The organism is Ferrimonas sp. SCSIO 43195 (assembly GCF_023716685.1).
GTDB lineage: Bacteria > Pseudomonadota > Gammaproteobacteria > Enterobacterales > Shewanellaceae > Ferrimonas > Ferrimonas kyonanensis.
This window is the reverse complement of sequence record NZ_CP072679.1, coordinates 873,790-897,824: the sequence shown is the minus strand read 5'-3', so window position 1 is coordinate 897,824 and position 24,035 is coordinate 873,790. Positions and strand designations below refer to the sequence as shown.

The window sequence follows — 24,035 nt, the reverse complement described above, 5'->3', positions numbered from 1 at the left end:
AAATTTCCAAACCCCATGATACCTAATGAAAGCCGGGATTGAACACAGCACAGACGTTTTGGTAATTGGCAGCGGCGCCGCCGGACTGACGCTGGCCCTGAAACTGGCCAAGCAATGCCAGGTAACGGTCGTTGCCAAAGGCAACCTCGCCGAGGGCTCCACTTATTACGCCCAGGGTGGAATCGCTGCCGTATTTGACGAAGATGATACCGTTGAATCCCATGTAGAAGATACCCTTATTGCCGGTGCGGGGTTATGTGACCGGCAGGCGGTGCAGTTTACCGCCCAAGAAGCGCGGGCGGCCCTGGAGTGGTTGATTCGCAAAGGCGTCGACTTCGACGAAGAGGAACACGACGGTGAATCCCGCTACCACCTGACCCGCGAAGGGGGCCACAGCCACCGCCGAATTCTGCATGCCGCCGATGCCACCGGCAAAGAGGTGCAGTTGACGCTGGAGGAGCAGGCCCATCGCCATCCCAACATTTCGCTGCTGGAACGCTACAACGCCGTCGACCTGATCACCACCACCAAGTTAGGGCTGGCCGGCGACACGCGAGTGGTGGGCGCCTATGTCTGGAATCGCCAGCAGGAACACGTCGAAACCATTCGTGCCCGTTTCGTGGTGCTGGCCACCGGTGGTGCCTCCAAGGTTTATCAGTACACCTCCAATCCGGACGTCGCCTCCGGGGACGGCATCGCCATGGCCTGGCGCGCCGGCTGCCGAGTGGCCAACATGGAGTTTAACCAGTTTCACCCCACCTGCCTGTACCACACCGAAGCGCGCAATTTTCTGCTGACCGAAGCGCTGCGCGGAGAAGGCGCGCTATTGAAGCGCCCCGATGGCAGCCGCTTTATGCCCGACTTTGATCCCCGAGAAGAGTTGGCCCCGCGGGATGTGGTGGCCAGGGCCATCGACTTCGAGATGAAGCGACTGGGCGCCGACTGCATGTTCCTGGACATCAGCCACAAAGACCCAGCCTTCGTCACCAAGCATTTTCCGACCATTTACCAACGCTGCCTGGACCTGGGCATCGACATCACCCGCCAGCCGATCCCCGTGGTTCCGGCGGCGCACTACACGTGCGGCGGCGTGATGACCGACCTGGATGGCAAAACCGATATCGACGGCCTGTATGCCGTTGGTGAAGTGGCTTACACCGGCCTGCACGGCGCCAACCGCATGGCCAGCAACTCCCTGTTGGAATGCCTGGTGTTTGCCCGTGCCGCCGCCCGGTCAATCTTTGCGAAACTGGACAGCACCGACCTGCTGGACAACATTCCCCACTGGGATGAAAGCCAGGTCACCGACTCCGATGAGCACGTGGTCATCGCCCACAACTGGCATGAGCTGCGACTGTTTATGTGGGATTACGTCGGCATCGTTCGAACCGACAAACGACTGCAGCGGGCGCTGCGCCGGGTGGAGATGCTCAAAACCGAGATTCACGATTACTACTCGGACTTTAAGATCAGTAACGATCTGTTGGAGCTGCGCAACCTGGTGCAGATTGCCGAGTTGATCATCCGCTGTGCCATGAGCCGCAAAGAGAGTCGCGGTCTGCATTACACCCTGGATTACCCCGAGCAACAATCGCAACCGACGCCCTCTATTCTGACTCCGGACGCCTGAGCCGGGACGCCAACACAATGCGACACAACCGGCGCCAGTCGGTTGTGTCCAACTGCGACCGCCGCAGCCACCACAGCCGGCGGTCCGGGCCAATCACCAGCATCACCGCTCCGGGTAACACCAGGCTCCAGCTGCTGACGACGATGGCCTCACCGTTATCCAGCCGGACGCCCTGCCCCAGTTCATTCAACGCAAAGCCCGGCGGTCGCTCTTTGGGTTTGAACAGCGGCAACGCCAGCGCCAGCATGGCCACCAGCCCCTGCCACAGGATCTGGGCCGGCAGGCGGTTGTCCGGCCACCAGAACAGGCTGAGCAGCACCAGCAAACTCAGGCACCACGGCAGCGGCGCCCATTGGTAACCGGGGGCGGGAAACAGATAGCGGGGAAGGTCGTCCATGACCGGCTCGTCGCTGAGAACCCGGACTGCACACAGGCCGGGGCCAGGGATCAGCGTAGCAGTTCGCGGTTACGCTCAAGGATCAGCGCCACCATGGCGGCCAACGCCGGATCGTCACAGCGTTCGTGGCCCATGAACCAGGCAAACAGCTCGGGATCATCACAGGTCAGCAGCCGCTCGAAATCCGCCTGCTGCTGCGGCGCCAAGTCACTAAAATGCTGCTCAACAAAGGGTTCCAGCAACACATCCAGCTCCAACATGCCCCGGCGACAGGCCCACTTCAGGCGCGCCACGTATTCCCTGTTCTCGGTCATTTTTTATCCTTAACGGCTTTGGGTACCACATTTAATGTGTACCAATAATACCCCAAGGCCGCCAGTGAACATACCGCCATGCCGATCAACATCGGCATCGGCGATTGCGGATGACTCAGACTAAGCAACACACCGGACAGGGCCCCTGAAATAAAGCGAATGGCGCCTCCCAGGGCCGACACCGATCCGGCCGCACCATCAAAGGAGTCCAGTGACAACGAGGTGGCGTTGGCCGACACCATCCCCAGAGGACCGACCATCAACATCACCGGCAGCACCACCAACCACAGTGGCGGAGCGCTGAGCGACGCCGCCAGCAGCGCCAGCACCGCGCCAACACCACTGATGGACAAACCGGTGGCCAGCATCTTCAGGGTGCCAAACCGGGCCACGTAACGGGCATTGAAAGAAGTCAGCAGCATCATCAGGATGATATTGAGTCCGAACAGGTAGCCAAAGTGCTCCGGTGCCACGTCAAAATAACGAATGTAGACGTAGGAAGAGCCGGTGATAAATACGAACAACGAACCGGACACCAGGGCGCCGATCCCCAGGTACATCATGGTTTGTCGGGTCAGGATGATGCGCCGATACAGCCCCAGTGCCGAACTCAGATTGAGGCGGTGGCGCTTCGATGCCGGCAGGGTTTCGCCGATGCGGGTGGCGATCAACACCACCAGCAACAGTGACAACAGCGCCAGCAAATAGAAAATCGCCCGCCAGCCACTGTGGGCCAGCAGGTAACCGCCAACGATGGGCGCCGCCAGCGGCGCCAGGTTCATCACCAGCATGACGAAAGACATGGCCCGAGCGAACTGTTCCCGCTGAAACAGGTCCCTCAGGATGGCCATCACCACCACCGACCCGCCGGCGCCACCCAAGGCCTGCAGCACCCGAGCGGCGATCAGCCCCTCCACCGAACTGGTAAAGGTGGCCAGTATGCTGGCCAGGGCAAACACCCCTAGGCCCCCCATTAGCACCGGAATGCGCCCCAGCGCATCGGTGACCGGACCATAGAACAGCTGACCGACGGCAAAGCCCACCAGAAAGAAGCTGACACTCATCTGGGTCAGGGACACGGTGGCATGGAGTTCATCGGCAATGGCCGGGATGGCCGGCAGGTACATGTCGATGGCCAGCGGAGTCATGCCGGCCAAGGCGCCCAGCAGTACAATCAAGGCCAGGCCGGTGGTTTTAGAAGTTTGGGTCATCGATACAGTCTTAGGGCCGGGCCCGGGGAGGGCCCGGCCATCATTTAAAACGGCTGAAGGCAGGCTCTTTGCCGGAGAACAGCGCGGTAAAGTCGGTTTCCAGGATCCGCTTCACCGCCGGATGCTGAATCATCCGTTCGGCAAACATCACGTGGTATTGTTCGGTGACATCGACCGTCTCGCCGATCAACTTAACTCCCTGGGCCAGGATCTCTTCCCGGTACAGCGTCGGTGCAACGAAAATCCCCTGACGGTACATGCCAAAGGCCTTCATCATGGCAGCATCGTCGAACTCACCCAGAATCACCGGTGACACCCCTACCTCGTCGAACCAGCGCAGCAACTGCTGACCCAGAGCGGTTTTACGATGGGGCATCAGAATGCGGGATCCATCCAGGTTGGCCGGGAAGCGGCCCTCGACTTCGTCGACGGAGAAAAAGCTAATGCCGGTTTCCCCTAACTTCTTACTGAGGATTTCCGGGTACTTCAGCGACTCAGAGTCACTGCCGGACACCACCATATCGAGCTTGTGCTGCGACAAGCGCTCCATCAGGTTCTCATCGGTGGACTCGTAACAGCACAGATGGATGGAACCGTCATCGGGGATCACCGACAACAACAGTCGGCTGGCCAACGCCTTGGACAGGGCATCGGAGTTGCCCACCTCAAACAAAATGGAGCTGTCCTGATTGTAATTCAGCAGGTCCAGCATCTCGTAGCTGAGGCTGAACATCTTGTCCGCATAACGAAACACCAACTCACCGAGGTCTGATGCCACCAGTTGCCGCCCCTGACGGCGAAACAGCTTGCCCCCCAGGCGGTGCTCCAGGTGACGGATCTGGCCGGTAACGGTCTGCGGCGTCAAAAACAGCGCCTCGGCGGCTTTAGTGACCGAGCCCTTCTTGCGGACCATCCAGAAGTAGTACAAGTGGTTGTAATTAAGATGCGCCATAACAATCGATTCTGCCCCAACAGGGAGAATCACTCCTTAAATAGAAAAACATGTCGAGGAAACGACTCTATATCCAGGCCAGGTACCGTCGGGTACCATGGTAAATCAGGCAGCCTTAACCGGGAGTTAAGGACTCATTAATGCGTACGTCAGCCTAACACAAAGCCTGAAGCAACAAAGAGCTAAATTTGTAAGTTCCGGTTATCAATCGATACTCGAATACACCAGAGTCTGGCACAGATTCAGCGTCCCAAAAGCCGGGCAGATAAAAAAACGCCCGGCTAGGCCAAGCCGGGCGTCGCGCTGTAACTGGGACTATACCGAGAACGGATAGGCGATGGGGTCGTGGTGCTGATAGCCCTCAACCTGAAAGTCATCCAGGGTGACCCAGGTTTCCAGATCCTCCAGCGACTGAATCGCCGGGTTGATGATCAGCCGGGGCGAATCGTAGGGCTGACGTTTCAACTGCACGTCGGTCATCGGTCCCAACTGATCCTCATAGATGTGGGCATTGACGATCTTGTGGTAGGCCTTACCCGGCTTATGGCCGGTGATTTGCGCCACCAGCGCCAACAGGGTAAACACCTGCACCTGGTTGAAATTCAACCCCAGCGGCACATCGCAGGAGCGCTGATAGGACGTCAGGAACAGTCGATCTCCCACCAGTGAAAAGGTGTGGGTATGCATGCAGGGACGAAGGCAGCCGAGGTGAAACTCGCCCGGGTTATAAAACGTCAGAATCTCACCGCGATCGTCCACACCTCGACGCAGATCATCGATGATCTTGCGCAGCTGATCGATGCTGCGACCGTCCGGCCCCTGCCAGGCCCGGCCTTGAACGCCATAGACCCGGCCCATGTCGTCCTCGCCTTGGCGATGCGGATTGGCCAGCCAGTCCGCATTGTCATTGGCGTTGGCGTTCCAGGTATTGCAGCCGATGGCCCGAAACTCGGCGGCGCTGCTGTAGCCTCTCAGATAACCCAGAAGTTCGGCGATGGCCGCCTTCCAGTAGCTCTTCCTGGTGGTGATCAGTGGAAAGGCATTGCCACCGACGTCGTACTCCAGATCGGCATTAATCAGCGTCAGACACCGTTTGCCGGTACGGGCGTTTTCCACCCAGATGCCCTCATCGACTATTCGCTGACACAATTGCAGATACTGCTTCATGAATCGACTCGCCCCTCGTGGTTGTATGGGTCAAAAAAGATGGAGATCACTGGCTTTGCTTTACTGGCCGAAGAATCAGGTACAGGCCATAGGCCAACATCGGCAGCGTCAGCAGTTGCCCCATGGAGAAGCCCCAATACAGGCTCATATGGGCATCGGGCTGGCGAACGTACTCGATCAGGAAGCGAGCACAACCATAACCGATGAGGAACATCCCGGCGACCGCGCCCGGCTTGTCGGTACGACGCTTATACCAGGCCAGCAGCAGGAACAGCACCAGTCCTTCCAGAATCGCTTCATACAGCTGCGACGGGTGCCGCGGCAGCGGTCCGGCCCCGGGGAAGATCATCGCCCAGGGCACATCGGTCACCCGGCCCCACAGCTCGCCGTTGATGAAGTTGCCGATCCGACCCGCTCCCAAGCCGATGGGAATGGTGGGCGCCACCAAATCCGCCACCTGCCAGAAGGTACGCTTCTGGCGCTTGGCGATGAAGATCATCGCCGCAATGACCCCCAACAGGCCACCGTGGAACGACATGCCCCCTTCGGTAATGCGGAACAGGTACAACGGGTCTTCCAGCAGCCATTGCCAGCCATAGAAGAACACGTAACCCAGCCGGCCCCCGAGCACCACCCCCAGAAACGCGTAAAACAGCAGGTCGGAGACCTGATCGCGGCTCCAGGTGGAACCGGGTTTGTCGGCATGGCGGTTCAACATCGCCATGGCCCCTAAAAAACCCACCAGGTACATCAGACCGTACCAGCGCAACGCCAGCGGGCCGATCTCAACGATCACCGGATCGATGTGGGGGAAAATGAAGTAAGACTCAGTCATGATGGGTTCTTCTGTTCGTTCGTCGCCCGGTTAAACCGGAAAAGTGGTCGTTAGAATAAAGGGATGTGCCGGACTTTGCCATGCCCGGCCTGAAAAACAGCGCCCAGAGGCCGGCGCTCGTCAGAGGTCCTGATACAGCTCCGCCAGACCGTGGTCGTCCATCCATTGACGGGCCAGCAGTCTCACTTCGGTGCACTCTCTGGCCTGCAACAGGGCCACTTTCAGCGACTCCAACTGCGGCGCGTGCAGATGCCGAACCAGGTGGTGAATGCGCCCCAGGCTGCGGCGGTTCATGCTTAACTGACGCAGCCCCAGAGCCATCAGAATCAAGGCTCCCTCGGGCTCACCGGCCATCTCGCCACAGACACTGAGCTCACTGTCGCCCACATTGATCGCCACCTGCGCCAATGCCTGAATCACCGCCGGATGGTAGTGGCTGAACCGATCTGCCACCTGGGCGTTGTTTCTATCCACCGCCAGCAGGTATTGGGTCAAATCGTTGCTGCCAACGGAGAAAAAGTCCACCAGCGGCCGCAGTTGTGGCAGCAAATAGATGCTGGCCGGAACCTCAATCATCACCCCCACCTGCACCGGTGCCAGGGATCGATCCAGCTCCTCCTCCAGCTCCTGTCGCGCCTGCTCAATCAGCTTGCGACTCTGGATGACCTCATCCAGGTTCGACACCATCGGCAGCAAAATGCGCAGATTGTTGGTGCCGACGTTGGCCCGTTGCATCGCCTTGACCTGCACCAGGAACAATTCGGGATGATCCAGGGTCAGTCGAATGCCGCGCCAGCCCAGAAACGGGTTGTCCTCACGAATGGGGAAATAGGGCAACGGCTTGTCACCACCGATGTCCAGGGTGCGAATGGTCACCGGCTTATTGCCCAGCGCCCGTAGCACCCGCTGATACGCCCGCTCCTGAGTCTGCTCGGTGGGGAAATGGTTTTGCACCATAAACAGAGTTTCGGAGCGATACAGGCCGATTCCACCGACGTAGGCGGGGTCCAGCTGCTCTCCTTCCGCCACCAGGCCGGCATTGACCTGCAGGCAGACCGCGATGCCGTCCTGAGTCTGACAGGGCTGGCTGAGGCCACGCTCATAGCGAGCGTCTTTCTTAGCCAGAGACGACTGAAAACGGTGAAACTCCTGCACCACGGTCTCCGCCGGCTCCACCAACAGTTGACCCCGGACCGCATCGAGGATGGCCCGTTTGCCCGCCAATGCCTGCATCGGCAGGCCCTCGAGACCAAACAGGGCTGGAATCGACATCGCCCGCGCCAAAATGGCAGCGTGAGAACTGGCCCCCCCCTCGACGCTGATGATGCCGGCAAGCTTACTGCGCGGAACCTCTGCCAGCATGGTAGCGGTGATCTCATTGGCCATCAGAATCACCGGCTTCACCGGCGGCTTGCCGCTCTGGCCGGGGCGGGCCAACTGGCCAAGAATGCGCTGACCGAGATCCTTGAGATCCGAGGCCCGCTCTTTCAAGTAGTGATCGGTCATGGCCTCGAATCGAGCCACGTAGCTGACAAAGGTATTGGCCACCACGGTTTCTGCCGACCAGCCCTCGTCACAGCCGGCCATCAGATCCTGCTGCAGCACCGGATCGGCGATCAAATACTGGTAGATATCGAAGATGGCGCTGATCTGAGACTCCATTTCGCCGCTGAGGCGCCCACTCAGCGCGGTCATGTCATCCTGAGTGGCCAACAGCGCCCGCTCCAGACGCAACCACTCTTTGTCACTGCCCTGGCCCTGCATGGGTTTGACGTTCAGTGACAGCCGCGGCCTGGCCAGCAAAATCTCGGCATCGGCGATACCGGGACTGGCCACGGTCGCCCCCCAGCGTTTGGGGGTGGAACTGGCCAACTCCGTGGCTTCGCGGCTTTGGCGCAACTCAGGCACCAACTGCGAAGCCAGGGTCACCAGAAACGCCTCTTCCTCTTCATTGAACTGGCGGGCCACCTTCTGCTGCACCACCAACACCCCCAGCACCTTGCTGCGATGGGTAATGGGCGTGGCCAGAAAAGCACGAAACTCGTCCTCTTCGACCTCGGGCAGGCGCTTAAAAGCAGGGTGGGAGGGCGCATCCGCCAGGTTGATGGGTTCCTCTCTGCGCATCACCATGCCGACGATGCCTTCACCGGCATTGAGGCGGGCACGACCAATGGCCTGGGCCGCCAGTCCATCGCTGGCTTGCAGGATCAATCCTTCGCCGTCCACCAGATACAGGGAGCAACAATCGGTGTTCATGGCACCACGGGTCTGCCGAACCAGTTCCGCCATCGATTGCTCGATGGAGTCGGCATCCGCTACCCGCTGCACGATAGTACGCAGAGTGGTTATCATCGGTTTCTTCTTCGCCGTCTTGCCCTAAAATTTCCATCCCGGTTGCGCTTAGTATGGTCGCTGCGCTCCTGAAATGGCATGGCGACAGGTGAAAATTCCTTCATCACCTTTCTGTACACGTCTCGCTTGAAAGAGACAACCTGCCGTACTGGATACCAATAGCTTACCCAGCGCCAGTCATCAAATTCCGGGTGGCCGCTGCGGCGCAAGTCAATGCGCTTTTCATCGGCAACCAACTGCAAAAGGAACCATTTCTGTTTCTGGCCAATGCACACAGGCTTGGAGTCCTGCCGCACCAGGCGCTTGGGTAGCCGATACCTTAACCAGGAACGGCTGCTTGCCAGCACCTTTACATCCTCTTTCTGCAACCCGACCTCTTCAAAAAGTTCCCGGTACATTGCTTGTTCCGGAGACTCTCCCTGGTCGACTCCTCCCTGAGGAAATTGCCACGAATGTTGGCCAAAACGACGAGCCCACAAAACCTGACCACGTCGGTTGCAGATGATGATCCCGACATTGGCCCTGTAGCCTTCATTGTCGATCACGTTGTCATCCGATTGAATTTTAACTTGATGTGATTGTTCCACAGATTACCCCATGGGAGCAAACCGGAAGCCGCCAGCACTGACAGTGGGTAACTTGTAAAATTATTCACAGTTATAAACAACCCAAACCAGTGAGCAAGCCGACAGACAAAAGTTATCAACCGCATCTGTGGATAAAGCTGTTTGTAAATCGGTATGCGGTGGAGATATCCTCGAAAGACGCACAAATCTTGCACCAGCGATTTGGGTTGAATCAAATTTATTCCAATCTAAAACAAATACTTACACACTAACAAAAACGATCCCACGGCAATTGGCGAACGATCGCTTAAAATTTGCACCGCCGCACTATTGACGGCAGTTACCCGATTATGGGTCGGCTTTCGATCCTCAAAGCGGCCCTGCCTCGCCAGTTCATTCCACTGCCTGTGGATCAATCTTGGAAAGTTATCCCACCAATCTGTGTATAACTCTGTTAAGAAAAAACGAGTAACTCAGGGATAACCTGAATAACTTGATTCATAAGCCCTCGAACCTCCTTGCTATTATTTTTTATTTTCATGAACTTAGCCTCATTTGCCGCGAGTTTGTGGCCCCGGTATTGGTAACCCCAAAAAATCTGTACAAAAAGTCACCAGCCACAATTATCCACACCATGAACCTCAATTGAGAGCCTCTGCCATTAAGGGTACAATCCGGCCATGATTACCGTTCCCTTTGTTCCCGAAACCGAATCCCAACTGCTGGAGCGCGCCGAAGCCATTGCCGGCTGGTCCCTGGGTGAACTTGCCGACGCCCTCGGTGTGGCGGTTCCCGCCAACTTGCTGCACCACAAAGGCTGGGGCGGGCAGCTGCTGGAGCGCTACCTGGGGGCCGATGCGGGCTCAAAGCCAGAGCCGGATTTCTCCCACCTGGCCATTGAGCTAAAAACCATTCCGGTCAACAGCAGTGGCAAACCGCTGGAAACCACCTTCATCAGCGTCTGTCCACTGACCCGCCTGCAGGGCTTGCGTTGGCAACAGAGTCCAGTTTTCCACAAGCTGCAGGCCATTCTGTGGATACCCATCCTGGGGGAGCGGCAGATTCCGGTGGCCAACCGCTTGATCGGCATGCCGGTACTGTGGCGCCCCTCGCCGTCTGAATGGCAACTGCTGCAGCAGGACTGGGAGGAGATCATCGAGCGGGTCGCACTCGGCGAAGTGGAATCGATCACCGCCCGCCACGGCGAAGTGCTGCAGCTGCGCCCCAAGGCCGCCAACAGCAAGGTACTGACCCAGGCCATCGGTCCGGGCGGCAGCCGCATAGAGACCCTGCCACGGGGCTTCTACCTTAAGATTCCCTTTACCCACGCACTGCTGCAACGGCACTTTTCTGAACCCGAATGAAAAAGCAGCGGGAAAGTTGACACAGGTTTGGGTTAAAGGGGTAAAACTTGTATAATGTCTCGTTATTACAAATATAAACAGTTTTGCTGGGAACCTTTCGGCAAGGCCATCTCGTTTTTACACAGAGTAAATTGAGCTAGAGTGCAGTCGCGGCAACAACTTCAAAAACTGATCTTTGCAATCATCGCCTGGTCACTGGCGATGATGGCTTACGTCACTTTCCGCTATGCCCAGGGCGATGAACGCCCCTATTGGGCCATCACTGCGGCCGATCTGACCACACTTTCCATCTACATGGGATTGATTTTCGGCTGCCTGCACTGGCTGTCGAACCTGATCACCGACGTCAGTGGCATCCGCCGCCTGCCCTACGCCTTTATTGTCGCCTTCAAAGGCCTGTTTCTGCTACTTGGCGCCCTGACCCTGGCCTACATCACCAACTGGTTGAACTCCTGGGACAACTCGGAACAGTTCGCCGCCACCAGCCAGATTCTGACCGCCCATGTGCTTAACGCCCCGTCCGCGCAAACGCTGATCGCCTACCTGGTGCTGGTGCGCACCGGGCTGGCCTTCATCGAGCAGATGGGACTGTTGGTGGGTCCCCGGGTACTGCTGAACATCGGCATGGGCAAATACCACAAGCCGCGTTACGAAGACCGCACCTTTCTGTTTCTCGACATGGTGGGTTCCACCGCCCACGCCGAAGCACTGGGCGACTACCGTTTCAGCCGCCTGATTCAGGACTGCTTCGATCTGCTGTCCGATGTGGTGACTAAAAACCAGGGCGAGATCTACCGCTACGTCGGCGACGCCGTGCTGATCAGCTGGCCGCAGCGTCATCGCTCTCGCGCCCGCCTGTGTCTGAATGTGTATTTTGACTTCGTCCAGACCCTGTACTGGAACCGGCACTATTTCCAAAAAGAGTACGGCTTTATGCCCAGGTTCAAAGCCGCGGCCCACGGTGGGCAAGTGGTGGCAGCGCTGGTTGGGGTGTACAAGCAGGAGATCAGTTTCTTCTCCGACGTAATCAACACCCTGGCACGGCTGCAGGATCAGTGCGGTCCCCTCGGCTGCCAGATGCTGATCTCGGATCAGGTCAAAGAGTCTCTCGATGACGAACACAGCTATGAACTGCTGTCGCTGGGGCCGATTCGCCTCAAAGGCAAACAGCACGAAGTGGAGGTGTTCTCGGTGACTCGAACGTACGCCACCGACGACTCAGACTGCCCATCCGAGCAGTTCTGAGTCCCGGTTCAGGCACCCAAGGGGCGCCCTTGCCTAATGGTTACTCGCCCTTGCTGGGCAGCAGATCCCCGATCATCTCTCCCAGGGTGCGGAACGTTTTCAGACGGCTGGTGGTCTGTCGCCACACCAGGCCAATTTCCCGAAACGCCTGCTGATCCTCCAGGGCATAGGTCGCCAGTTCCGTTCCCTTAAGAATGCCGGAGTCGATGGCCATCTGTGGCAGGAAGGTACTGCCCAGACCGGAGTCCACCATCTGCACCAGAGTATGCAGACTGGTCGCAGCAAACGGATTGATCTTTTCCCGGTTCTGCAGGTTGCAGGCGCTGATAGCATGACCAGTAATGCAATGTTCCCGCTGCAGCAGGAAGATGCTTTCATCGGGCCAGTCTTCGTATTCCAGCTTAACCTGATCGGCAGCGTCTTTGTGAATCACCACCTGGAAGGGATCGATGCCCACCGCCATGGTATGGAAGCCCGAGGTGTCCACCGGCAATGCCAATAGCAGCAAATCCAGTTCGCCATTACCCAGCATCGACAACAGGTTCTCGGTGGTGTCTTCCCGCAACAACAGGGTCAGATCCGGGTACCGCTGCTGCGATTCCTTGACCACCCGGTTAAGCAGAAACGGGGCAATGGTGGGGATGCAGCCCAGCCTCAAGGTCCCGCTCATCGCCTCACCGGCACTCTGAGCCAGATCCGTCAGTTCCTGAACCTGAGCCAGCAACTCACGGGCACGGCCCACCACCTCTTCACCGGTGGCGGTGAACAGGAAGGACTTGTGGTCCCGCTCAATCAGCTGGCACCCCATCTGCTCCTCCAGGTTCTGGATTCCGCTACTTAGGGTGGATTGACTGACATGGCACGCCTTGGCGGCACGATTAAAGTTCTGGGCCTTGTGCAGGTGAACCAGATAATATAGGTTTTTAAGACTCGGCAGTCTGCGCATCGTTCGCTCCGGAACAATCGATTGGTTTAATCTATTTTATTCGATTCTATTATGGAACACACCCCTTATAATGTGCTCAGTTTCACACGACAACCGCATTAAAACTGGGTGGCATCGAGACACTTAGCACTGATTGCCGTCCAATTTAACCGTTTTAAAAAGGAAAGAAACCATGTCTGTATTAGTTGGCCGTCCTGCTCCTGACTTTACCGCCGCCGCTGTTCTGGGTAACGGTGAAATCGTTGAGAACTTCAACCTGAAAACCGAAATCGAAGGCTCTGCAGCCGTGGTGTTCTTCTACCCACTGGACTTCACTTTTGTGTGCCCATCCGAACTGATCGCCTTCGACAAGCGTTTTGAAGAGTTCCAGAAGCGCGGCGTGAAGGTGATTGGTGTGTCCATCGACTCTCAGTTCAGCCACAACGCCTGGCGTAACACCGCCATCGAAGATGGCGGCATCGGCCAGGTGAAGTACCCACTGATCGCCGACGTTAAGCATGAAATCTGCCAGGCCTACGACGTAGAGCACCCAGAAGCCGGTGTGGCCTTCCGCGGTTCTTTCCTGATTGATACCCAGGGTGTGGTTCGTCACCAAGTCATCAACGACCTGCCTCTGGGTCGTAACATCGACGAGATGCTGCGCATGGTCGACGCCCTGAACTTCCACGAGACCCACGGCGAAGTGTGCCCGGCTCAATGGGAAGAAGGCAAGAAAGGCATGGACGCATCACCGAAAGGGGTAGCCGCGTTCCTGTCCGAGAATGCCGACGACTTGTAAGCTGATGCCTTAGTCGCACCTCTAAGCGCGACCTAAGACAGAAACGGGGCCCTCAATGAGGGCCCCGTTGTCGTTTCTTCACCATCACGCAATGACTAATCGGCGTCCCCCACTAAGGCGGCATCCACCAGGTCGTCGATGGTCATCTGAAACGCCGGTACACACTGCTCCATAAACCAGGACACCTCGGGCATGGTGTCGATAAAGGGCGCTAAAGCGGCCAACACCTTGCGCTCGGTCCCTTCAAACTCCATATTGCCGGCCCGCAATTCCGCCAACGCCTTGGTGTACGCCGACAGCAGGTCCGCCGCCTTGACGAAACGGGCGGTCTCGGCATCGTCTTCGTGCTCGATAAGCCCCTTGTAGGTGGACTGAAGCGGCTTGGGCACCGTCGTCACCAGCATGTGCGAGGCGATGGCTTCCATCTCCCGACACAGTGCCAGCATCCGTTTGTCGCTGTATTTGATGCCGCTGTTGACGTCCTCGGTCAGCACCTCCGCCGAGTCGTGAAACATCGCCACCACCGCCAGGTGGTTGGCATCCACCTTAGGCTGCTCGGTAAACACCTGGTTACGAACCTCCCCCAGGGCGTGAGCAAACATCGCCACCTGAAAGCTGTGTTCTGCCACGTTCTCCGCCCGGGTCGGATTAGACTTACCCCAGCGGTGAACGTTCTGCATGCGTGACATCAACGCGAAAAAGACCGGCTGCACAGTAACTCTCCCTCACAAAAAAGGCCATTCTCACCCATGCTAGGGGCGGCTACCCACCGGCGCAAGCTTTTCCCGCCTCACTGGCGGCGTGCTCCCCCACTTCATCGGCGTCATGCAGGGTAAACCGACACCGAATCTGACTGCCGCCCAACAACTGGCTGCGACCAACGCTCAACTCTCCCTGGTACTTGCTGACGATGCTGCGCACGATCAATAAGCCCATGCCCACTTCGAAACGGTTGCTTTTGGCGACGGTGGCGGCGTCGTTGAACTTATCCCGCTCCAGCCCGGGTCCGGAGTCGGCAACGGTCAGAGACACCTTACCCGGCCCGGATTCACGAACGGAAACGATGATTTCACCGTCATCCGGGCTGGCCTTGAGGGCGTTGTCGATCAGATTGTCCAGCAAGGCTTCCACCATGGTGGAAGGCAGGGCCACCAGCCCTTCACGGGACAGGCCCCTGAGAGTCAGGCTCTGGCCACGGGCCACCGCCGCCTGATAGTGGCGGGCACAACTGAGGGCGGCCTCCCGATACAGGTTGCTGTAGGCCAGCTCCGCTTCCAACGGACGATCGAGGTCATTGAGGGCGCTGCCGTTGGCCATCAAGCGTTCGGCCCGCTTCAACTGCAGCCGGGCTTTCTGATTACCCGGACCGGAATCGGCCAGCTGATCCTGGACCGAATGCAGGTATTGAATCATTCGCTGCGACAACTGGGCGATGGTGGAATGACGCTGCAGCTCCGCCTGAACCAGTGACGTCTGGCTCTTGGTTAGCGCGGTAACGGTGGAGTGCAACTCCTTAGGCATGCTGGAGGTGGCTGGCAGGGTAATGTTAGGCCAGCTCTGTAAGCGTCGGCTGAAACGCCGCAGCGGACTCATGTTGATCCCCACCACCACGCTGCACATCAGGATGGTCAGCGGCGTCAGCAGCATCATCTGGGTGCCCCAACTGGCCCACATGGCACTCTGCAACACATCCCGGCCGAGGGAGTTGGGATAACCCACCGTCAGGTACAGCTGCTGTTTGACGCTGTAGATGGTAAAGGTGCGCCACTGCTCCTGCTGAAAACTCTGATCGGAAAATCCGGCATTGATGTTGTGAAACGCCCCACCGTCCTCACAGGGTAGGCCGTTGACACTGACGCACTGACCCTGCTGCCAGACCTGGTACTGAACCAGCGGGGTGTCGGCGTAGTCACTGTGTTCCGATAACAACCAGCCCTGGCGCGCGGTCAAGTCGAGCTGGACGAAACGCTCCCGGGCCTGACGGACAGTGGCCTGAACATCTCCGGAAGGGGTTTCATTGATCAACTGCAGCATGATCCTGGCTCGCTGCGCCAGGTTGCCATCATAGACTTTCTGGTAGTAGCCCTTGGCGGTCCACAGGGCATTGATAAACCCCAGGCCGTTGGTGACCAACAGCAATATAGCCAACCAGACAATCAGGTTACTGCGAATTGAATTCATCCTTGACCACTTTAGTTAGGTTCCCCGCTAAGGGTAAACGGTAACGCACCAACTTTCTGTTGATAAGCGGCGCATTCTGCCAGTAATTGATGCAGAAATCGTCGAAATAGATCACAAATCACCGTTTTGTGTGAATTGGGTTCAGAAAAGTTTTCCTATTTCCTGGCTCTACTGAGAGCAAAAAAAATTTGCTCCCGTTCAAACCCTTTGCCAACTTACGCCTGTCTTACTTATCACTACTCACTCAATTCAAGGAGCGCCGGTGAACCAAACAGCCCCCACGCTTGATGCGGCCACAGACAGCCTGAACCAGGATGTTCGTCTGGCCCAGCAAGGCGACAAGCGCGCGTTTGCCAGGCTGTACCAGCAACTGAGCCCCAGGGTCTATGCCCTGTGTTTACGACTCAGCGGTCGGGTAGCCTGTGCCGAAGAGGCAACCCAGGAGGTGTTTATCCGCCTGTGGCAAAAATTGCCTCAATATCGGTTCGAAGCCCGCTTTACCACCTGGTTGCACCGGCTGACTCTGAACCACACCCTCAACTACCTGAAGGCCCAGCCTCAGCTCACCGAGCTGACCGAAGCCGAACAGGAAGACCATCAGGGGATGGAATCACTGAACCTGGTGGACCGGCTGCTACCCCGGCTGCCGGCCCGCGCCCGACAAGTGTTTGTGCTCCACGCCATCGAAGGCTACCACCACCATGAGGTCGCCGAACTGCTGGAGATCAAACCGGGCACCAGCAAAGCCCAATACCACCGGGCCCGCCAACTGTTACAGGAGATGCTGTCATGAGCCACAAACTGGATGACTTGCTGGACGATCTGCAACCGGAGATCACGCCGCAGCGCGACTTGTGGGCCGGTATCGAGCGACAGCTGGACCGGGCACCAGTGGAACCGAAGGCCCCGAAGCCGACCGCCCGACCATGGCTGCCCTGGGCCATGGCGGCCAGCTTGCTGGTGACCAGCCTCGGCAGCTTCTGGCTGGGCCAACAGCAGGGCGGCAATCAGGATCAGCAGTTTCAGATGATGCTGCAATTGATGGCCAATCAGCATCAGCAGCAGCGACAACGACTGCAAAGCCGGTTTGAGCTGAGTCAGTTCGAAACCGTCAACGACAGCCAGTCCGATGCCGAAGGTTCGGGCATTCAAACCCTGAGAGACGCCGCAGAACAACTGTTCGGTGCCCTCAAACAAGACCCCTACAACCCCGACCTGCTGGAGCTGTGGCTCTGGGTACAACAGCGGGAACTGGAACTGATGCAAAAACAGCAGCAGCGCCAACAACGACTTCACCACCTTTAGGAGAACGCCATGAAACACATTATTTTGGGTGCCACCCTGTTCGCCACCTCAGTCTCCGCTCTGGCTGGGGAAGCCATTGATAGCCGCATGGATGCAGACGGAATCCGCACCCTGAACCTGATCGTTCCCCGCGGCGACGTTACCCTGACCGGAGGCGACCACAACCAGATCAGCATTCGCGGTGAACTGGATGACCAAGCCGAGCGTTGGGTGTTTGAGCGAGACGGCGACACCCTGGTGGCTGAGGTCAAAATGCCACGCAACTGGCGGGGCAACAACGACGGCAGTCGCCTGACCGTGACACTGCCCAGTTCCATTCGCTTCAAAGGCGAAGGGGTCAGCACCGACTTCAATCTCGCCAATCTGCAGCGCGGCCTCAAGATCAACAACGTCAGCGGTGATATCTCTCTGGAACGCATCCAGGGCGAGATCGACGTCGAGGTGGTCAGCGGTGACATCAAGGCGCACGAACTCTCCGGCGAGATTGAACTGGAAACCGTCAGCGGCGACATCGATGCCAGTGGCCATCAAGGCAGCGGCAGTTACGAATCGGTCAGCGGTAACGTCACCCTGGCGCGCGGCGGCCACGAAGTGGAAGTGGAAAACGTTTCCGGCGACATTCAACTGAGCCTGGACCGGGTTCGCGAGTTGGACGTGACCAGCGTCAGCGGTGACATTCAGGTCACCGTCGCCGCTCTCGACACCGGTGCCGAACTGGAGTTTGAGACCGTCAATGGTGACACCTCCCTGGCCTTGCCCGGCGATGCCTCGGTACGAGTACGCCTGGAAACCGGCCCAGGTGGCGACATCAGCAACAGCCTGACCCAGGACCAGCCAAACCGCGGCAAGCACGTGGCCACGGAGAAATTGCACTTTGACCACAACGGCGGCAACGCCAAGGTGGAGATGCAAACCGTCAATGGCAGTCTGAGCCTGTCGCCACTGTCCCTGAAATAACCCACAAAAATCGGTGATGGCGGCAGAATCTGGTATTCTTGCCGCCATGAACCTATCCCCCCCTGACACCGCCGCTCCACGGCCGGATTGGACCAAGCTGGCTGCTCAGATTAAATCCTGGGCCCGGGAACTGGGCTTTGCCGATGTCGGCATCACCCGCCTGAACCTGGCCGATCAGCAGCCCGCCCTGTCCTCCTGGCTCAACAACCACTATCACGGCGACATGGAATACATGGCCCGCAACGTGGCGATGCGCACTCAGCCTGAGTTATTGCATCCCGGCAGCATCACCGCCATTGTGGTCCGCCTCGACTACCTGCCCCCCAACGCCGGTTTTGCCGACGCACTCAGGGAGGGGGAGCGAGCTTACATCAGCCGCTACGCCGGCGGTCGCGACTATCACAAGCTGATGCGCAATCGTCTCAAGCAGTTGGGCAACCGCATTCGCGAGCAGATTCAGGACTACGATGGTCGCCCCTTCGTGGACTCGGCGCCGATCCTGGAACGACCGCTGGCCAACCAGGCCGGGCTTGGCTGGGTCGGTAAGCACTCACTGCTATTGAGTCAGGGCGCGGGCAGTTGGTTCTTCATCGGCGAACTGCTGACCAACCTGCCACTGCCGGAGGATGCCCCCCATCAGGGCGACTGTGGCAATTGCAAAGCCTGCATGACCCTGTGCCCCACGGCCGCCATTGTCGAGCCCTACGTGGTGGATGCCAAACGCTGCATCTCCTACCTGACCATCGAGTCGGACTCGGCGATTCCCGAATCCCTGCGCCCGGCGCTGGGCAACCGCATCTACGGCTGCGACGACTGTCAGCTGGCCTGTCCCTATAACCGCGACGCTCCGCTGACCCAAGAACCGGACTTCCACACCCGTGGCCCGCTGACGCACCCTAAGTTGCTGACCTTGTGGCACTGGAGCGAAAGTGAGTTTCTCAGCGCCACCGAAGGCTCTCCCATCCGCCGCATCGGTTATCGACGCTGGCAGCGCAATCTGGCCGTGGCACTGGGCAACGCCCCGGCAGCAACGACCATCATCGAGGCGCTGACTCAAGGCTTGGGGCGGGTAGACAGCCTGGTGGATGAGCACATTCGCTGGGCCATCGATCGTCAGCAGCAGCGACTGGGGCAGTTAAGCAAACAGCAACAACGGTTGATTCGAGTGGTGGAAAAAGGCTTGCCCCGCGACGCCTGAACGCACCCCGTCGGCTCGGCTATGCTAGAGTGTTCAATCAGTTTCGACTGAAATCCGCTGAATCGGGACCCCATTATGAATGCCCTGAATGACCACCCTCGCCTGCTGGTGCAGCAGGTGCACGAATTGGCAGAGTTCATCGGCTTCGAAAGCCGCAACAAGTATCAGATTCTGACCGGCGATCAACAGCCGTTGGCCTACGCTGCCGAACAGAGCAGCGGTTTGCTGGGAACCCTGGCCCGCCAGGCGTTGGGCCACTGGCGCCGCTTCGACCTGGTCTTTTTCGATAGCCGACGTCAGCCTTTCATGCGTGCCCATCACCCCTTTCGCTGGCTGTTTCAGCGGCTGGAGATCAGCGACCATCAGGGGGTCTTCCTCGGGGCGATTCAGCAACGCTTCTCGCTACTGCATAAAAAGTTTGATCTGCTGGATGCCCAGGGTCAGGTGGTGTTACAGGTGGCGTCGCCGCTGTGGAAGCTGTGGACCTTCCCCTTTATGGATGGCCAGCAGCGACAACAAGCCCAGGTGGCCAAACGCTGGTCCGGCGCATTCTCGGAACTGATGACCGACAGAGACAACTTTCTGGTGGAGTATGAGGCCAGCCTGCCGCTACATCTGCGCCAACTGGTACTGGCGGCGGCGCTGTTCATTGACCTGCAGTATTTTGAGGCCAAGGCGGGAAACTGACCCTAACGGCTACAACAGCATGCTGTCACCGATGGGCACAAACTCAGACGCCGACTCCATCAGAGAGTGGGCGGTCAGAGACGGCACCCCGAACACCATGGCCTGCACCCCGTAATCTTTGCGGATCTTGTTCAGCAGCATGTCAAAATCGCCATCACCGGACAGCAACACCACGGTATCGACCTTGGGCGCGGTTTCCATCACATCGATGGTAATGCCCACGTCCCAGTCTCCCTTGGCCGACCCGTCGGCACGCTGAATAAAGGGCTTGAGTTTGACATCAAAACCGATGTGTTTGAGGGCATCCTGAAATTTGCGCTGACCGTCGTCCCCCTTATGGGTCGCGTACGCCGTCGCCGATACGATGTTGCCCAACTGGCTCAGGTGTTGCCACAGTCCACGGTAGTTAAACTGACGACCAAATGCCTGACGACAGGTGTAGTAGATGTTTTGTACATCCACGAAAACAGCGATGCGGTTCAAAGGCGCTCTCAACGATTCAGGAGATAAGTCACTAGACTAACGAATATTCTCCATTGGTGACAGCACCCTTGGGCAAAATTCAGACACCACCACGACAAATGGCCCCCGGCACTGCTTAAACTCTGTCCAAACAGTGCTTCGGGGGGGTTGCCGTTTCGGCAACGGCGATAAATACTGGTTCGGTGCAATACCAAATTGACTGCCCACTGTTGCCGCAATGGCCACGGCTCAGTGCGCAATCACATTGGCATTCAAAGGAGGCCCCCGTGGAGATGAACCTGACCCTCAATGAGACTCGCATCATTGGCTGTTTATTGGAAAAAGAGACCACCACCCCAGACCTCTACCCGCTGTCATTAAACGCCCTCAAAGGCGCCTGCAACCAGAAAAGCAATCGCGATCCGGTGCTGTCCCTCAGCGACAGTGAAGTCAGCCAGACCCTGAATCAACTGATGGATCGCCGCCTGGTCAGTGAAGAAGGTGGCAGCCGCACCAGTAAATACAAACACCGATTCTGCAACACCGCCTTTGGCGGCCTGTCACTGACCGATAAGGAGCGGGCATTGGTGTGCGTGCTGCTGCTGCGGGGGCCACAAACGCCGGGTGAACTGCGCAGTCGTACCAACCGCTTGGCGAGCTTCAACGACGTCAACGACGCCGACGCCGTATTAAAAGGGCTGGCGGAAAAACAGATGGTGGTGCAACTGCCCAGAGAAGCCGGCAAACGGGAAGCCCGCTATGCCCACCTGTTCTCTGGCGACGTCTCGATGACCACCACCGCCGAGGTGATTGCCGACGACAAGGCTCGCATTGACGATCTGGAGCATCAGGTGATGGTACTCAAGGCCGAGATCGAACGGCTCAATGGCGAACTGGCCCGGCGCTGATGGCAGCGCCGACAGATTAATCCAGTACCGAGTGGCGCCCCCAGGGAATTCGGCGCCGCTTCTGATCCCGAGTCAGTAACCACAGCACCCAGCCAATCAACACCACATTGGACAAGGGCACCGCCAACCACACCCCCTGTACGCCCAGCCACAGCGGCAGCAACAGCAAGAAGGGCAGCTGAATCCCCATGTTGGCGAAGGTCACCCAACTGGCCCGACGGCCGTCGTTCACCGACTGAAAGTACGCCGCAATCACAAAGATCACCCCATCGAGATACAGTGCCCAGGTGTGCCACCTCAGCCCCTGGGTCGTGGCCTGCAGCAACGCCTGGTCATCGCGGTTAAAGGCATGGGTAAACAGCGCCGGGAACAACAGAAAGCCGATGGAAAACACCAGGCCACTGAACAGCGTCAGGGCCAGCGCCCACACCAGCGCCCGTTGCATCTGTTTCAGCCGACCGGCCCCGAACAGGTAACTGAGCAGAGGCTGAACGCCGTTGGCCACCCCCTCCGCCAGCAGGTAATACAGGGTGCACAGGTAACCGACAATGGCGAACGCCCCCAGTTCGGTGGCTCCGCCATAGCTCAGAAACTGGCTGTTGTGCACGGCGGTGATAAAACTGAAATAGAGGTACATGGCCCAGCTTGCCAGCCCCAGGCCCAGAATCTGTTTGGTCTCCCGCCAGCTGAGGCTCAGCCGGGTCAACGACAACCGCACTCGACACAGCGGCGAGTGAAAATAGCCCAGTCCCAGCACCAACACCACCGCCTGAGCCAGGGCGGTTGCCAGCGCGGCGCCGGTTAACTGCCAGCCCCACAGAACGATAAACAGATAATCCAGGCCGATGTTGATCAGCGCACCGACACCGATCAGCACCGTGGCCAGGTTGGGAGCATCGTCATTACGAATCAAAAACGGTAAGGCAATGCCACCCAGCGCCACCGGGCTGGCCCAGATCAGCACCTGCAGGTAGTCTTCGGCCAGGGCCAGCACCGGCCCCTGAGCTTGCTGGAGCCGAAACAGCGCCTCCCCCAACCCGGCCAGCATCACCCCGCAGGCGATGCCCATGAGCAGCAATAACCACACCCCCGCGGCCAGCCACTGGCTGGCGGCGGGCAAGTCGCCTTCGCCACGAGCAATGGAGCTCAGGGCACCGGCGCCAATGCCCACCATGATGGCCACCCCATAGGTAATGCCGATCACCGGCCAGGCGATGTTGATGGCACCGAGGCCGTCGGCACCGATGACCTGGCCGACAAAGATGCCGTCCACCAGTTGATAGAGGCCACTCACCAGCATGGCGGCGACCGTAGGAATAACAAACCGCCAGAACTGGCGGCCTAATGCATGGGTCATCAAGGACTCAATGGTGTGGCGCTAGGGTGGCACCAGTCTACCAGTCGACGCCTTTACGTGCCTTAATTCCCGCCTCAAACGCGTGTTTCACCGGTCGCACTTCAGACACCGTGTCCGCCAACTCCTCCAAACGACGGTGCACCGCCCGGCCGGTAATGACCACGCTCTGCTCCGGCGGCCGGTTGGCAATGGCCTCCACCACCTCGTCCAGATCCAGGTAATCGTAATTGGTCATGTAGGTCAGCTCATCCAGCAGCACCAGATCGACGCTGGCATCAGCCAGGGCCGGTTTCAGTTGTTGCCACACCGCCTGGGCCGCCTTCGTGTCCGCTTCCCGATCCTGCGTCTCCCAGGTGAAGCCGGTGGCCATCACATGGAAATCCACGCCATGCTGCTCCAGCAGTGACCGCTCACCGCAGTCCCAGGTACCCTTAATGAACTGGCCAACGACGCAGCGTTGGCCGTGGCCCACTGCGCGGGCGACGGTGCCAAATCCGGCGGTCGACTTGCCTTTACCGTTACCGGTCAGCACCAGTACGATGCCTCGCTCCTCCTGAGCACTCTCCACCTTGGCATCGACTTTCTGCTTCACTTTCTGCTGTCGCTGCTGGTGACGTTCGTCTTTGGTGGTCATCCTTTCTCTCGCATAATCTAGGGGAACAGGCCCGTCAGTGTGGCGCGAACCTGTCGGGGTTTCAAGGTAGGTTCCCACAGTCATTTCCAGCGAATTGACCGATGGGCTACAGGGTGCAGCACTCCGCCTTCAGGTAGTCGATCACTTCATCCAGGGCATCCATGTCCACCTGACAACGCAGGATTCGGCCTTCACGGGTCTGCTGCACCAACCCGGCCTGAATCAACCGGCTCAGGTGGTGACTCAGTGTTGAACCGGGAATGCCCAGCTGCTGTTGAACATCACCGACGGTCATACCGGTCTTACTGCCTTTGACCAACAACCGATACACCGCCAACCGAGTCGGGTGCCCCAGCTCCGACAACCGTTGAGCCACCGCTTCATCACTGATCATATTTGCTCTCCTGTGGTTTTGAACAATTCTATAGTCGTCGAAATTGATAGCCAAGTCCCCAGTGAGCGATTTACTTGCCCGGTCATCGCTATCGGCTATGAATCGATAACAGCGGCCAAAAAAGTTGCAACAGGGGCTATTCAGTGGCCGCCGCCTTAGCTAAGATAGACGTCTAAACGGATAAATGTCTATTTG

Annotated in this window: 25 protein-coding genes; 10 read left to right on the top strand and 15 right to left on the bottom strand. The window is 58.3% G+C overall.

Annotation, left to right across the window (positions count from 1 at the left end):
- The first annotated feature begins 25 nt into the window (after positions 1-25).
- Positions 26-1,630, top strand: a complete 1,605-nt coding sequence (nadB, locus tag J8Z22_RS04280; protein WP_028114001.1) for an L-aspartate oxidase — start codon at positions 26-28, stop codon at positions 1,628-1,630.
- Here nadB and J8Z22_RS04275 read toward each other — a convergent pair.
- From J8Z22_RS04275 to rppH, 8 genes are all read right to left on the bottom strand, one after another.
- Positions 1,608-2,027, bottom strand: coding sequence for a hypothetical protein (locus J8Z22_RS04275; RefSeq protein ID WP_252009003.1), 420 nt, complete (start codon positions 2,025-2,027; stop codon positions 1,608-1,610). The genes nadB and J8Z22_RS04275 overlap by 23 nt on opposite strands.
- Positions 2,028-2,077: 50 nt before the next feature.
- Positions 2,078-2,341, bottom strand: a complete 264-nt coding sequence (locus J8Z22_RS04270) for a succinate dehydrogenase assembly factor 2 (protein WP_028114003.1) — start codon at positions 2,339-2,341, stop codon at positions 2,078-2,080.
- Positions 2,338-3,552 (bottom strand): Bcr/CflA family multidrug efflux MFS transporter, encoded by a 1,215-nt coding sequence (locus tag J8Z22_RS04265; RefSeq protein ID WP_252009001.1) that lies wholly within the window; start codon positions 3,550-3,552, stop codon positions 2,338-2,340. The genes J8Z22_RS04270 and J8Z22_RS04265 overlap by 4 nt, the downstream gene beginning before the upstream one ends.
- A 40-nt stretch (positions 3,553-3,592) precedes the next feature.
- Complete coding sequence (nhaR, locus tag J8Z22_RS04260) at positions 3,593-4,504, bottom strand: transcriptional activator NhaR (protein ID WP_028114004.1); 912 nt, start codon at positions 4,502-4,504, stop codon at positions 3,593-3,595.
- Between the two features lie 315 nt (positions 4,505-4,819).
- Positions 4,820-5,671 carry a thymidylate synthase gene (locus tag J8Z22_RS04255; RefSeq protein ID WP_252008999.1) on the bottom strand — a complete coding sequence of 284 codons (852 nt, stop codon included), beginning with the start codon at positions 5,669-5,671 and terminating at the stop codon, positions 4,820-4,822.
- A gap of 46 nt (positions 5,672-5,717) precedes the next feature.
- On the bottom strand, positions 5,718-6,506 hold the full coding sequence (lgt, locus tag J8Z22_RS04250; protein WP_028114006.1) for a prolipoprotein diacylglyceryl transferase: 789 nt from the start codon (positions 6,504-6,506) through the stop codon (positions 5,718-5,720).
- Positions 6,507-6,626: 120 nt separating this feature from the next.
- Entirely contained in the window at positions 6,627-8,858 is a 2,232-nt protein-coding gene (gene ptsP, locus J8Z22_RS04245; RefSeq protein ID WP_252008996.1) for a phosphoenolpyruvate--protein phosphotransferase, read from the bottom strand.
- A complete protein-coding gene (gene rppH, locus J8Z22_RS04240) occupies positions 8,855-9,403 on the bottom strand; it encodes an RNA pyrophosphohydrolase (protein WP_028114008.1) in 549 nt (182 codons plus the stop codon). Before rppH ends, ptsP begins: the two co-directional genes overlap by 4 nt.
- 701 nt (positions 9,404-10,104) lie before the next feature.
- Between rppH and mutH the strand changes: the two genes are divergently transcribed.
- A complete protein-coding gene (mutH, locus tag J8Z22_RS04235) occupies positions 10,105-10,788 on the top strand; it encodes a DNA mismatch repair endonuclease MutH (RefSeq protein WP_035416061.1) in 684 nt (227 codons plus the stop codon).
- A gap of 141 nt (positions 10,789-10,929) precedes the next feature.
- Positions 10,930-12,033 (top strand): adenylate/guanylate cyclase domain-containing protein, encoded by a 1,104-nt coding sequence (locus J8Z22_RS04230; RefSeq protein ID WP_051252804.1) that lies wholly within the window; start codon positions 10,930-10,932, stop codon positions 12,031-12,033.
- 40 nt (positions 12,034-12,073) lie between these two features.
- Here the strand turns inward: J8Z22_RS04230 and J8Z22_RS04225 are convergent, their stop codons facing one another.
- A complete protein-coding gene (locus tag J8Z22_RS04225; protein WP_028114010.1) occupies positions 12,074-12,979 on the bottom strand; it encodes a hydrogen peroxide-inducible genes activator in 906 nt (301 codons plus the stop codon).
- A gap of 172 nt (positions 12,980-13,151) precedes the next feature.
- Here J8Z22_RS04225 and J8Z22_RS04220 point away from each other — a divergent pair, with 172 nt between their 5' ends.
- On the top strand, positions 13,152-13,757 hold the full coding sequence (locus J8Z22_RS04220; protein ID WP_028114011.1) for a peroxiredoxin C: 606 nt from the start codon (positions 13,152-13,154) through the stop codon (positions 13,755-13,757).
- Between the two features lie 95 nt (positions 13,758-13,852).
- On the opposite strand, the gene yfbR is transcribed toward J8Z22_RS04220, so the two are convergent.
- Together yfbR and J8Z22_RS04210 are read right to left on the bottom strand one after the other, a co-directional pair.
- Positions 13,853-14,470: a 5'-deoxynucleotidase gene (gene yfbR, locus J8Z22_RS04215; RefSeq protein ID WP_028114012.1), complete on the bottom strand. Its 618-nt coding sequence runs from the start codon at positions 14,468-14,470 to the stop codon at positions 13,853-13,855.
- A 49-nt stretch (positions 14,471-14,519) separates the two neighbouring features.
- Positions 14,520-15,938, bottom strand: a complete 1,419-nt coding sequence (locus J8Z22_RS04210; RefSeq protein ID WP_252008995.1) for a sensor histidine kinase KdpD — start codon at positions 15,936-15,938, stop codon at positions 14,520-14,522.
- Between the two features lie 262 nt (positions 15,939-16,200).
- On the opposite strand from J8Z22_RS04210, the gene J8Z22_RS04205 reads away from it, so the two are divergent.
- The 5 genes from J8Z22_RS04205 to J8Z22_RS04185 all read left to right on the top strand — a co-directional run bounded on the left by J8Z22_RS04205 (position 16,201) and on the right by J8Z22_RS04185 (position 20,085).
- Positions 16,201-16,731 carry an RNA polymerase sigma factor gene (locus J8Z22_RS04205; RefSeq protein WP_028114014.1) on the top strand — a complete coding sequence of 177 codons (531 nt, stop codon included), beginning with the start codon at positions 16,201-16,203 and terminating at the stop codon, positions 16,729-16,731.
- The gene (locus J8Z22_RS04200) at positions 16,728-17,243 is read left to right on the top strand and encodes a hypothetical protein (protein ID WP_252008993.1); all 516 of its coding nucleotides are present in this window, start codon (positions 16,728-16,730) and stop codon (positions 17,241-17,243) included. Before J8Z22_RS04205 ends, J8Z22_RS04200 begins: the two co-directional genes overlap by 4 nt.
- A 9-nt stretch (positions 17,244-17,252) precedes the next feature.
- Positions 17,253-18,200 carry a DUF4097 family beta strand repeat-containing protein gene (locus tag J8Z22_RS04195; RefSeq protein WP_252008990.1) on the top strand — a complete coding sequence of 316 codons (948 nt, stop codon included), beginning with the start codon at positions 17,253-17,255 and terminating at the stop codon, positions 18,198-18,200.
- A 46-nt stretch (positions 18,201-18,246) separates the two neighbouring features.
- The gene (gene queG, locus J8Z22_RS04190) at positions 18,247-19,398 is read left to right on the top strand and encodes a tRNA epoxyqueuosine(34) reductase QueG (protein WP_252010448.1); all 1,152 of its coding nucleotides are present in this window, start codon (positions 18,247-18,249) and stop codon (positions 19,396-19,398) included.
- 75 nt (positions 19,399-19,473) lie between these two features.
- Positions 19,474-20,085, top strand: a complete 612-nt coding sequence (locus J8Z22_RS04185) for a phospholipid scramblase-related protein (protein ID WP_028114018.1) — start codon at positions 19,474-19,476, stop codon at positions 20,083-20,085.
- Positions 20,086-20,094: 9 nt separating this feature from the next.
- Here J8Z22_RS04185 and J8Z22_RS04180 read toward each other — a convergent pair whose 3' ends face one another.
- Positions 20,095-20,568 carry an NYN domain-containing protein gene (locus tag J8Z22_RS04180; protein ID WP_028114019.1) on the bottom strand — a complete coding sequence of 158 codons (474 nt, stop codon included), beginning with the start codon at positions 20,566-20,568 and terminating at the stop codon, positions 20,095-20,097.
- Between the two features lie 272 nt (positions 20,569-20,840).
- On the opposite strand from J8Z22_RS04180, the gene J8Z22_RS04175 reads away from it, so the two are divergent.
- Complete coding sequence (locus J8Z22_RS04175; protein WP_035416122.1) at positions 20,841-21,455, top strand: YceH family protein; 615 nt, start codon at positions 20,841-20,843, stop codon at positions 21,453-21,455.
- A gap of 16 nt (positions 21,456-21,471) precedes the next feature.
- Here J8Z22_RS04175 and J8Z22_RS04170 read toward each other — a convergent pair whose 3' ends face one another.
- From J8Z22_RS04170 to J8Z22_RS04160, 3 genes are all read right to left on the bottom strand, one after another.
- Positions 21,472-22,812: an MATE family efflux transporter gene (locus J8Z22_RS04170; RefSeq protein WP_252008988.1), complete on the bottom strand. Its 1,341-nt coding sequence runs from the start codon at positions 22,810-22,812 to the stop codon at positions 21,472-21,474.
- A 37-nt stretch (positions 22,813-22,849) separates the two neighbouring features.
- A complete protein-coding gene (gene cobO / locus J8Z22_RS04165; protein WP_028114022.1) occupies positions 22,850-23,446 on the bottom strand; it encodes a cob(I)yrinic acid a,c-diamide adenosyltransferase in 597 nt (198 codons plus the stop codon).
- A gap of 106 nt (positions 23,447-23,552) precedes the next feature.
- Positions 23,553-23,840 (bottom strand): helix-turn-helix transcriptional regulator, encoded by a 288-nt coding sequence (locus J8Z22_RS04160; protein WP_028114023.1) that lies wholly within the window; start codon positions 23,838-23,840, stop codon positions 23,553-23,555.
- Positions 23,841-24,035 lie beyond the last annotated feature (195 nt).